The sequence below is a fragment of the Flavobacterium sp. genome (assembly GCF_044376915.1).
In the GTDB taxonomy this organism is placed as follows: domain Bacteria; phylum Bacteroidota; class Bacteroidia; order Flavobacteriales; family Flavobacteriaceae; genus Flavobacterium.
Genome location: NZ_JBILKB010000064.1, coordinates 1 through 11771 on the forward strand (window position 1 = coordinate 1; position 11771 = coordinate 11771).

8 protein-coding genes, 2 tRNA genes and 1 pseudogene are annotated in these 11771 nt (G+C 35.0%); 6 read left to right on the plus strand and 5 right to left on the minus strand.

Features of this window, described 5'->3' with window-relative positions; translation table 11 throughout:
- Positions 1 to 187: 187 nt before the first annotated feature.
- The 3 genes from ACIQ6Z_RS07425 to proS form a co-directional block, all read right to left on the minus strand.
- A tRNA-Glu gene (locus tag ACIQ6Z_RS07425) sits at positions 188 to 259 on the minus strand.
- Positions 260 to 279: 20 nt separating this feature from the next.
- A tRNA-Glu gene (locus ACIQ6Z_RS07430) sits at positions 280 to 351 on the minus strand.
- Positions 352 to 434: 83 nt separating this feature from the next.
- Positions 435 to 1913 carry a proline--tRNA ligase gene (proS, locus tag ACIQ6Z_RS07435; RefSeq protein WP_396210278.1) on the minus strand — a complete coding sequence of 493 codons (1479 nt, stop codon included), beginning with the start codon at positions 1911 to 1913 and terminating at the stop codon, positions 435 to 437.
- A 99-nt stretch (positions 1914 to 2012) separates the two neighbouring features.
- On the opposite strand from proS, the gene ACIQ6Z_RS07440 reads away from it, so the two are divergent.
- The 4 genes from ACIQ6Z_RS07440 to ACIQ6Z_RS07455 all read left to right on the plus strand — a co-directional run bounded on the left by ACIQ6Z_RS07440 (position 2013) and on the right by ACIQ6Z_RS07455 (position 6288).
- On the plus strand, positions 2013 to 2966 hold the full coding sequence (locus ACIQ6Z_RS07440) for a hypothetical protein (RefSeq protein ID WP_396210279.1): 954 nt from the start codon (positions 2013 to 2015) through the stop codon (positions 2964 to 2966).
- Between the two features lie 21 nt (positions 2967 to 2987).
- Positions 2988 to 4520 carry an OmpP1/FadL family transporter gene (locus ACIQ6Z_RS07445; protein ID WP_396210280.1) on the plus strand — a complete coding sequence of 511 codons (1533 nt, stop codon included), beginning with the start codon at positions 2988 to 2990 and terminating at the stop codon, positions 4518 to 4520.
- A 95-nt stretch (positions 4521 to 4615) separates the two neighbouring features.
- Entirely contained in the window at positions 4616 to 5917 is a 1302-nt protein-coding gene (gene rimO / locus ACIQ6Z_RS07450) for a 30S ribosomal protein S12 methylthiotransferase RimO (RefSeq protein WP_396210281.1), read from the plus strand.
- Between the two features lie 134 nt (positions 5918 to 6051).
- On the plus strand, positions 6052 to 6288 hold the full coding sequence (locus ACIQ6Z_RS07455) for a YdcH family protein (RefSeq protein WP_396210282.1): 237 nt from the start codon (positions 6052 to 6054) through the stop codon (positions 6286 to 6288).
- Between the two features lie 43 nt (positions 6289 to 6331).
- Here ACIQ6Z_RS07455 and ACIQ6Z_RS07460 read toward each other — a convergent pair whose 3' ends face one another.
- Positions 6332 to 7504, minus strand: a complete 1173-nt coding sequence (locus tag ACIQ6Z_RS07460; protein ID WP_396210283.1) for a LysM peptidoglycan-binding domain-containing protein — start codon at positions 7502 to 7504, stop codon at positions 6332 to 6334.
- 212 nt (positions 7505 to 7716) lie between these two features.
- Positions 7717 to 9900: a B12-binding domain-containing radical SAM protein gene (locus ACIQ6Z_RS07465; RefSeq protein ID WP_396210284.1), complete on the minus strand. Its 2184-nt coding sequence runs from the start codon at positions 9898 to 9900 to the stop codon at positions 7717 to 7719.
- Between the two features lie 104 nt (positions 9901 to 10004).
- Here ACIQ6Z_RS07465 and bshC point away from each other — a divergent pair, with 104 nt between their 5' ends.
- Positions 10005 to 11594, plus strand: a complete 1590-nt coding sequence (bshC, locus tag ACIQ6Z_RS07470; protein WP_396210285.1) for a bacillithiol biosynthesis cysteine-adding enzyme BshC — start codon at positions 10005 to 10007, stop codon at positions 11592 to 11594.
- A gap of 94 nt (positions 11595 to 11688) precedes the next feature.
- A pseudogene (locus ACIQ6Z_RS07475) lies at positions 11689 to 11771 on the plus strand (nucleoside-diphosphate kinase); the annotation flags it as partial.

Here is an 11771-nt window from a genome sequence, read left to right on the forward strand (position 1 = left end):
CTCTTTAAAGCAGATTTATGATTTGCCATTTTGTTCTTTTTTTTTAATTGTAATAATCGTTATAAACTACTAGTTAAAAAAGAAAAACCTCCCACATTTGCCTAGGCGAACACTTTGGTTTTAACTAATAAAACAATAACAGAGACACCAATTATTATTTTATAAAACTTATTTACAACTAATTTTGTAGCCCGTAGGGGAATCGAACCCCTCTTACCAGGATGAAAACCTGGCGTCCTAACCGATAGACGAACGGGCCGATAACCAATTCTATTTTTGTAGCCCGTAGGGGAATCGAACCCCTCTTACCAGGATGAAAACCTGGCGTCCTAACCGATAGACGAACGGGCCATTACATTATTTTGTAATGCGAGTGCAAAAATACAACTATTTTTTATTCCTGCAAGTGCTAAAATAAAAAAAACAGTTTTTTTTTAATAGGCTTTTGCAAACAATACGCGGCCTATTGAAGGAGCTCCTGTCAAGATACATTTCCCTGTTTCTGCTACACGATCCAATGCAATACAACGAATGGTTGCTTTTGTCAATTCTTTAATTTTTTCTTCGGTAGCTGCGGTACCATCCCAATGGGCCGATAAAAAACCTCCTTTGGTTTCCAACAACTCTTTGAATTCATCAAAAGAATCTACAGGAGTAATGTGATTATTTCTATAATCCAAAGCGCCAGCAAACATTTCATCTTGGATTGTTGCTAATAAATTCTGAATATATTTAGTTACTCCTTCTTGAGCGACCACTTCTTTCGATAAATTATCTCTACGCGCAATTTCATAGGTACCGTTTTCTAAATCATTAGGTCCAACTGCTATTCGAACGGGCACTCCTTTCAATTCCCATTCTGCAAATTTGAAACCAGGTTTTTGAGTATCACGGTTGTCATATTTTACAGAAACTCCTAGTTTTCGTAACTCAGCCGTTAATCCATTTACTTGCTCAGAAATGGCATCAAATTGCTCTTCTGTTTTATAAATTGGAACAATAACCACTTGAATAGGTGCTAAATTTGGAGGTAAAACCAATCCTTTATCATCAGAATGCGTCATTACTAAAGCTCCCATTAATCGCGTGGAAACACCCCATGAAGTACCCCAAACATATTCTTGTTTTCCTTCTTTATTGGCAAATTTAACATCAAACGCTTTCGCAAAATTTTGACCTAAAAAGTGAGACGTTCCTGCCTGTAATGCCTTTCCGTCTTGCATTAATGCTTCAATACAATAGGTTTCATCTGCTCCAGCAAATCGTTCCGTTTCGGTTTTCAATCCTTTTATAACTGGAATCGCCATAAAATTTTCAACAAAATCGGCATACACATGCATCATTTTCTCCGATTCTTCGATGGCTTCTTGTCGCGTAGCATGCGCCGTATGACCTTCTTGCCATAAAAATTCAGCAGTTCTTAAAAACAAGCGCGTTCGCATTTCCCATCGCACAACATTAGCCCATTGATTAATCAACAAAGGTAAATCTCTATAGGACTGCACCCAACCTTTATACGTAGACCAAATAATAGCCTCACTAGTTGGCCGAACAATTAATTCTTCTTCTAACTTTGCATTTGGATCCACCATTAATTTTCCCGGACGTGATTCGTCATTCTTTAAACGATAATGGGTAACAATAGCACATTCTTTCGCAAAACCTTCAGCATTCTTTTCTTCTGCCTCAAACATACTTTTCGGAACAAAAAGAGGAAAATAAGCATTACTATGGCCGGTTTCTTTAAACATTTTATCTAATTGGGCTTGCATTTTTTCCCAAATTGCATAACCATATGGTTTGATCACCATACATCCTCTTACTCCTGAATTTTCTGCTAAATCAGCTTTTACCACTAATTCGTTATACCATTTGGAATAATCTTCTGCTCGTGTTGTTAAGTTCTTACTCATTATAAATATTTTGGCACAAAAATTGTTTATATAAATTTTAACTAAAATGTTTGGCAAAAATAGTTAAATTTGAAGTGTCCAACAATAAAAAAAAGAGTTATGAGAACTTATTACACTATTGGTCTAAAAAAATATGGATTTTTCTTAATAGGAATAGTTTCAATTATCATCACATCGTGTGGATCATACCAGAACGTTTCTTATTATGACAATGATGGTATTTACTCCTCAAATACAACTAAAAAAGAACAGGTTTCAAAAAATAACAACGAAAATACAGACCCAAAATCTTACGAGTATGCTCAAAAATTTAGAGCAATGCAAGATGAATACACCTATTTTACTGATGTAAATACTTATCAATCTTCAGGACAACAAGATACCGCAATAACCAATTACGACCCCGAATATTCCAATCAAAATTATGCAGGTTGGGGTAACAATGCTTCAAACGTATCCATAAACTATTATGATAATGGATGGGGATGGAACAATTGGTATTCACCGGGTTGGGGTTTTAACAATATGGGTTGGGGCTGGAATTCTTGGTATGGCAATAACTGGGGTTGGGGCTGGAACAATTGGTACGGACCTAATTGGGGCTGGGGATGGAACAATTGGTACGGAAATGGTTTTTATGGCCCAGCTTGGGGCGGTAACTGGGGCTGGGGTGGTTATGTTGGTAGAAATGTAGCCTATAACGGAGGACGAAGAGGCGGAAGCGGTTACTACAATTCAGGTTCTGGAAGAATTGGAACAAATTACAACCCTGGAAGAAGAACAGTTGCTCCTTATTACACTGGGACGCCTAGAACATTTAACCCACGAAATTCAAATCAAAATCCACGTAGTACACCACAAATTAACGCAAATCCTAGATCATCTAGTCCTAGATCTAATGCTCCGGATAATAATTCGGTATCCCCAAGAAATACAACTTCAGAGCCAAGAAATAATTCCAATTTTTCTTCACCAAGAAGCAGCTCTTCAGGAGGAAGTTATGGCGGAGGTGGCCGCTCTGGTGGTGGAGGCGGAAGAGGCGGAAGAGGTTAAATTTGATCTAATTATTACAACATGAAAAAAATAATTTTAACGCTATTAATAGGAAGTTCATTGCTCACTCAAGCCCAGGAAACAACAACTGGAGACGGTTTACGCTACGCTTTGAATAATTTAACAGGAACAGCAAGATTTAGAGGCATGAGTGGCGCTTTTGGTGCGTTAGGAGGTGATTTGTCTGCAATAAATGTAAATCCGGCTGGCTCTTTATTTTTCTCAAACAATTACGCAAGTTTTTCCGTTAGTTCTTATAACATAAAAAACCAATCCGATTATTTTGGCACTAAAACTAAAGCCAACTTTAGCACGCTTGATTTGAATCAAATAGGGGCTGTTTTGGTTTTTAATGATGCGACTGAAAAAAATAACTGGTCAAAAATTGCTTTTGCATTGAACTATGACAATACCAATGACTTTGACAACCGCTTGTTTTCGGCAGGAACCAATCCTACAAACTCTATCGACCAATATTTCTTGGAAAAGGCACAAGGCCTTCCTGTTGAATATGTTACACTTCAAAATAATGAAACTATTACAAATTTATACACCTATTTGGGGGAAACTAGTGGCTTAGGATTTCCAGCACAGCAGGCTATGTTAGCTTATCAATCCTATTTAATTGAATCAGATGGACCAGACACGTATTACTCAAACGTCCCTACTGGTGGAAATTATTACCAAGAGAATTATGTCACCAGTACAGGTTATAATGGTAAACTTTCTGCGAATATTGCCACTTCATACAAAAATAGATTATTTCTAGGGATGAACTTGAATGCTCATTTTACCGATTATGTAAAAACAAGTTCAGTATATGAATCCAACAACAATCCTCTTTTTACTGATGGATATACTGCTACCGAGCTACAATTTGACAACGAGCTATACACTTTTGGGTCGGGCTTCTCCCTAAATTTAGGAGCAATTCTGAAAGTTACGGAATCTTTTAGAGCGGGTATTGCTTATGAATCTCCTACATGGTATCGATTAACGGATGAATTAACACAACGCCTTATTGTTAATACTACGGATGGGATTGATAATTTTCAAGAAGTTATAGCACCTAATGTTGTAAATCTTTATCCAGCGTATAAAATTCAAACACCAAGTAAAATTACTTTTAGCAGTGCCTTTATTATTCATAAAAAGGGACTTTTGAGTATCGATTATGGCATGAAAGATTTTAGCAACATCAAATTTAAACCTGCTAATGATGGCTTATTCAATTCTTTAAACACCCAAATGCGCCAACAATTTAAAAATGCATATGAACTGCGTGTTGGAGGAGAATATAAAATAAAAAAATGGAGTGTTCGTGGAGGCTATCGATTTGAAGAAAGCCCTTATAAATCAACTAGTATCATGAGCGACTTAATTGGTTATTCAATTGGTTTAGGTTATACATTTAGAGACAGTAAGTTAGATTTTGCTTTTGCAAACGACCGCAGAAGTCAACAAGCAGCCCTGTTATCATCGGGAATGACCGATACTGCTAACGTTCAAACTTCTAATAATAATATAACGGTTACTTATTCTATCCATTTTTAGAATACATACATCCTATTTACAAACCACTTCTACTTTTGAAGTGGTTTTTTTTATGTAATTTTGCAAACCGAGAATTCGGAATCAAATAAATAAACATGAGAACCAAATCGTTAAAAAAAAATAAAATCAATGTCATTACACTAGGCTGTTCCAAAAACACCTATGATAGTGAAGTATTGATGGGGCAATTGAAAGCAAGTGGTAAAGACGTCGCACATGAAACTGAAGGAAATATTGTAGTCATCAACACCTGTGGTTTCATTGACAATGCAAAGGAAGAATCGGTGAATACGATTTTGGAGTATGTAGATAAAAAAGAACAAGGTATAGTTGATAAAGTTTTTGTTACCGGATGTTTATCGGAACGCTATCGTCCTGATTTAGAACAAGAAATTCCAAATGTAGACCAATACTTTGGCACCACAGAATTACCATTGCTATTGAAAGCCTTAGGCGCCGATTATAAACATGAATTATTAGGTGAGCGATTGACTACTACTCCAAAAAATTATGCTTATTTAAAAATAGCAGAAGGTTGTGATCGACCTTGTAGTTTTTGTGCCATTCCGTTGATGCGCGGAAAACATGTTTCGCAACCCATTGAAAAATTGGTCAAAGAAGCAGAAGGTTTGGCTAAAAAAGGAGTAAAAGAATTGATACTTATTGCACAAGATTTGACCTATTATGGGTTGGATTTGTATAAAAAAAGAAATCTAGCCGAACTGTTAGAAAATCTTGCCAAAGTAGAAGGCATTGAATGGATTCGTTTGCATTATGCATTTCCAAGTGGTTTTCCGATGGATGTATTAGATTTGATGAAACGCGAGCCAAAAATTTGTAATTATATAGACATCCCTTTACAACATATTTCGGATGCTATATTAAAATCCATGAAGCGCGGTACTACCCAAGAAAAAACCACAAAATTATTACAAGAATTTAGAGAGCGTGTTCCAGGTATGGCCATTCGTACCACTTTAATTGTGGGTTATCCTGGCGAGACACAACAAGATTTTGAAATATTACGTGATTGGGTTCAGGAAATGAAATTTGAACGCTTGGGTTGTTTTACGTATTCACACGAAGAAAACACTGGAGCATATGCGCTTGTAGACGATGTTCCACAGGAAGTAAAACAAGCACGTGCAGCTGAAATTATGGATTTACAATCACAAATTTCATGGGATTTAAATCAGGAAAAAATAGGACAAACATTTAAATGTGTCATCGACAGAAAAGAAGGCCAATATTTCATTGGAAGAACCGAATTTGATAGTCCGGATGTAGATAACGAAGTGCTTGTTGAGGCCTCAAAATTCTATTTAAAAACAGGAGATTTTGTGAATCTAAAAATAATTGATGCAACTGAATTTGATTTATATGCTGAACCTGTATAATAAATAATACAATTGAATTACCCTATTAAATCCTTACAATTTCTTGTAAGGATTTTTTCTTAAAAATGATAATTATCATATGGTTATAAAACTATAGCTTATAAATTTGATTAAATAAATTAAATGATAGGATTATGATTACGAAACACCAATTATCTATTGATTTCCCTGAATACGAAGAAAAAATTCATGCGTTAAAAGTTGAAAGTGCACATTTTAGAAAACTATTTGACAGTTATGATGTTTTAGATCACGAAATTTACAATATCGAATCCGATGCAGATCCAAAATCTGATGATGTTTTGAATAAATTAAGAAAGGATCGCGTTAGGTTGAAAGATGAAATTTATACGTTTTTAAAAAACAATTAAAAATCAAAAATTCAATAAAAAAAGCCACAATAAAGTGGCTTTTTTATTCAGTTAAAACACGATTAATTTGAATAAATCGCTTGGCATAATAAGGTTCTTTTGTAGATGAAATAACTACACCTGATTGCACTGAAGAATGGATAAACTTGATTTCGTCGCCCAAAACTTCGGTTATCATTCCCACGTGATTGATGTTGCCTCTTCCGTTGGTTGTGAAAAATATCAAATCACCTTTTTGAGCCTGTTCGCGTTCTATTCTCACTCCTGCTCCTACTGCCATTGATCCCGAAGATCGCGGCAAAGTCATGTCAATATTTTTAAAGGTAGTAAAAATCAAACCCGAACAATCAAAACCAGCGGAAGTAGTTCCTCCACCACGGTAACGAGTGCCTATATATTCAGAAGCTTTTGCAATTAAAAACTCTGCTTTGGTCATATTTTCCATAGAAATAGGAGCTACAACAGGTTTCTCAATTACGATATTTTGATGCTTCTCAAGTTCTAGATTTCCAAGTTTCACAATTAACAAATACCCCTCAGGTAAATTCTCTACAACTTCCTCGTTTAACTCTTGTAAATCTTTAAGTTTTACATTGTACATTTTGGCAATGCGATACAACGTTTCCCCTTTTTGGACGGTATGTATGGTATTTCCCAATTCATCTTCACAAACCATTGGAATTACCGCCAAGGGAGCTGAAACTACTGTCGGCAAAACAACAGTAGAAGAAACCGGAATAGGTTTATTAGGTTGATCTACTTTAGATAAGGTTTTTGGTTTTTTATCAGCTACAATTTTTTTAGAAGCAAGAATAGTAATTTTATCCCCTATTTGAATCGATTCGGGATTGATATTCGGATTCATTTCTTTAATCTTTTCTAATGAAATACCATATTTTACAGCAATCTTGTATAAAGATTCTCCGGATTCAGCCGTATGAAATTCTGGTGTATCACTATTTTTTGGTGCTGTTTTTTTCTTTTTATCTTCAGCTGTTTTGCGCTTGTTGGGAATCAATAGGATCGTTTTCAGCTGAAGTAATGTACCTTTAGATTTGGGATTCAATTCATAAATATCGGATTCGGTTACACCATATTTTTTTGCAATCACATAAACCGATTCTCCCTCAACAACTGTATGCTTGACGGTCTTTTGGGAAAAAAGAGCAGATGAAGTAAAAAATATGAAAATAGTAATAAGTTGGTACCGATTCATTTTAGGATGTATTATTTTCAGCGAAATTAAGGGAACGCAATATAAAAAAACTCCCTTAATTTATAGGAGTTTTAACATTATTTTATCGTAGAAAAGAATATACCCACACTTGGAATTGTAGTTGAATAAAAGATATTTAGGGCGTCTTAAATGATTAACAAATATTAAATAGGGCGTCTTAAGGATTTAAAATATTGGTCTAATAATTTGAATTACAACGTAATTAATCCTCCACTTTTTAGCAAAAGCATAGGTTTGCTATACCAAAACAATTCAAAATTTTCGCCTTGTTTTTCAAAATCAGCTTTCACATCAGAATAGAACCATTTTTCATTTCCTATGGCCAATTTCTCTAAAACAGACAACAACCATACTCCTTCCTTTTCAGATACTAACACATCAAAAGATTTGGTTTTGTTGTGAAACGTTAATTTCATCATTTTCCAATGGGTGCCTTTTTTGGATTTAGTACTACTCGTAACTTGAGGTTGACCACCAAGCCAAACAATTCGTGCAGTTGGTTTTGTAGTAAAAGATTTATCATTTTGCAGGCAATTGTATATGTAATCTTTAGGTATTTTAGTTCTTGGAATCGTAAAATCAAACCACTCTTGCAGTTCATAATCAAAACAGATGCCATGCATGTAATTAAATAATGATTTCTTTAATCCAAAACTAAATTTATCATGATTTATTCCTGTTTTATCTTTAAAATTGATGTCGTTATTAGCAAAAGTAACTTGATTTTGTAGTGGAATTACTCCAAATTCCTCAGGAAACATTCCCACTGGAGAATGCGCTGTCATAGCAAACTGATGCCAAAAACCACTTTGCAACACCCCTAATTCAAACAACTGTCGTACCATTTCCAAACTATCCACGGTTTCTTGAACAGTTTGTGTAGGGTATCCGTACATCAAATAGGCATGCACCATAATGCCGGATGCTGTGAAATTTCGTGTCACTTGCGCCACTTGCTCAACAGTAACTCCCTTTTTGATGAGTGCTAACAAACGATCTGACGCAACTTCTAAGCCACCCGAAACTGCAATACAACCGGACTCTTTTAACAACAAGCACAAATCGGAGGTAAAACTTTTCTCAAAACGAATGTTGGTCCACCAAGAAACCACTAATTTCCTTTTGATAATTTCCAATGCCACTTCACGCATCAATGCAGGGGGTGCCGCTTCATCTACAAAATGGAAACCATTTTCACCGGTTTGTTCTATTAAGGTTTCCATTCGATCCACGATCAATGCAGCTGCTATGGGTTCGTAAAGTTTTATATAATCTAATGATATGTCACAAAACGTACATTTACCCCAATAACATCCGTGTGCCATTGTCAGTTTGTTCCAGCGGCCATCACTCCATAAACTGTGCATCGGATTGGCCATTTCAATCACCGAAATGTATTGATCTAACCACAAATCGGAATAATCGGGTGTCCCCACTTCCGATTGTTTATAATCAGCACGTAGGGTATTGTTTTTATAAACAACTTCATTATTCTCTAGAAGAAAGGTACGTTTAAACTGGATTTCAGAAGCTATGGGTGAATGATCTATAAAATCATAAAGCAATTCCAATGGCAGTTCTCCATCGTCTAAAGTAATAAAATCAAAAAACTCAAAAACGCGAACATCTTTTAAATCGCGAAGTTCGGTGTTGGGAAAACCGCCTCCCATTGCAATTTTCAGGTTAGGAAAATTGGCTTTTATTGCGCGCGCACATCGAAAGGCACTGTATAAATTACCGGGAAAAGGCACCGAAAAACAAATCAATTTAGGCGCTACTTCTGCTATTCGTTTGTTGAGAATTTTAAGCGCAATTGTATCAATATAAGTTGGTTCTTCTAACAAATGAGCATACAATTCGTCAAATGAATTAGCACTCCTACCCAATCGTTCGGCATAGCGACTGAATCCAAAATTTTCATCTACACAGGCTACAATATAATCGGATAGATCTTCTAAGTATAATGTGGCAAAATGTTTGGCTTTGTCTTGAATTCCCATCGAACCAAAAGCAAATTCCATATCGTCTAATTGGTCAAATCGAGCCGCTTCAGGAAGAAAATTTCCGGCACAAATTTGGCGTGCCAACGACGGATTTTTACCTTGGAGAAATGCAATTACCGAATCAATGGTTTTGATATAATCGTCTTTTAAAGAATAAATTCTTTGGATGTTGGTTGATGGATGTAAGGTATTTGGTGAAAAAATATGCGTTAATCCCTTCTTTGAAAATACTTCTAAAATTACTTCAATACCCAAATCCATCTGAAATGCAGAAATATTTTTGGTATTCAAAAACCCTTTGATGTAGGCCGAAGCTGGATACGGTGTATTCAGTTGGGTAAAAGGTGGTGTTATGATGAGAATATCTTTCAAAAGAATAGTTTTAGCAAAAATAGTCTTTTTCTTAAAAACTATATCCTTACAAAAAGCGATTATTGCATAAAGAAATTTAGTATTTTAGCACAAAATATTTTCTAATGTCAAACGATTGTATCACGTATCAAAATTCGGGTTATTTTTCAAAACTCATCGTCGATTATTTGGATGAAAAACCAGAGTTAAAATCGTTATACAATCGCTTTCCAAAATTGAATAATTTTGAAGCCCAAATCGAAGAAAAAAGCAATAATTTTCCGTTTGAAAATCGGCAAATTTTAGTTTCGGCATTAGAAAAACAATATGAAAATTTTGAAATTTCAGAATATACTTCACAAAATATTCAGTTTTTAAAACAATCAAATACATTTACGATTACCACAGGTCATCAACTTAATTTATTTTCTGGACCACTTTATTTTCTTTACAAAATTGTATCAACTATTAATATGTGTAAAGAATTAAAATTAAAATTTCCTGCTCAAAACTTTGTCCCAATTTATTGGATGGCAACCGAAGATCATGATTTTGACGAAATAAACTATTTTAATTATCACGACAAAAAAATACAATGGAATCGGGAGAGTAAAGGAGCTGTTGGACGCCTCGCAACTGAAGAATCAGCAACAGTTCTTGAAACCTTTAAAAAAGAAGTAGGATTAGGAAATCACGCTACCTATCTGTGTGACCTTTTTGAAAAAGCCTATGTTGCCCATCAAAACTTAGCCGATGCAACACGGTATTTAGCAAACGAATTATTTAAAAATGACGGTTTGGTGATTCTAGATGGTGATGCTGATGAATTGAAAAAACTTTTTATTCCATATGTAAAGAGAGAATTAGTTGAACAAATCTCTCATCAAAAAGTAACCGAAACCCTTCCAAAACTAACCGAATATACCCTTCAAGTAAATCCACGAGCCATCAATTTATTTTACTTGGGAGATAATTTGCGCGAACGGATAATCAATGAGAACGGAAATTACTACGTCAATTCGACTTCTATTGTTTTTACAAAAGCCGAAATACTAGCTGAATTGGAAAAAAACCCCACTCATTTTAGTCCGAATGTACTCATGAGACCCGTATACCAAGAAGTGCTATTACCCAACCTATGCTACATTGGAGGAGGCGGTGAAATTGCATATTGGTTGCAATTAAAATCTACTTTTGAAGCATACAACCTAACCTTTCCAATGCTGTTGCTTCGGAATTCTGCGCTTTTGGCTACTCAAAAACAAGCTGCAAAGTTGAGCAAATTAGCACTCAATTGGGAAGATTTATTTTTACCACAACAATCCCTTTTGAATAAAAAAACGAAAGAAAAATCTCAGTTTACCATTGATTTTAAAGCAGAAAAAGAACACTTGCGCTTACAATTTAAACGATTGTACCTGATGGCAAATCAAACTGACAAATCCTTTTTTGGCGCTGTTGCAGCACAAGAAAAAAAACAAATTAAAGGATTAGACACCTTAGAAAAGCGTTTATTAAAAGCTGAAAAAAGAGTATTATCTAATGAGTTGTCTCAAATTACTGGATTGCAAAATGAGTTGTTTCCAAAGGGAATTTTACAAGAACGGACGGCTAATTTTGCGATGTATTATGAAGCATTTGGTCCAACATTAATCGAACAACTATTAACATCTTTACAGCCTTTTGCGCAAAATTTCACTATTCTTGTTTACTAAGTCTACAAAACGGAGTGTTCAAAAAAAATAAGTGCAGAATTTTTCTCTTATTGAAGAAATATAGCTACTTTTGCACCCAATAAAAAACAAAAAAATGGCAAGTAATAGAACTTTTACAATGATCAAACCAGATGCTGTTGAAAACGGACACATTGGTGGAATTTTAAATATGATTTC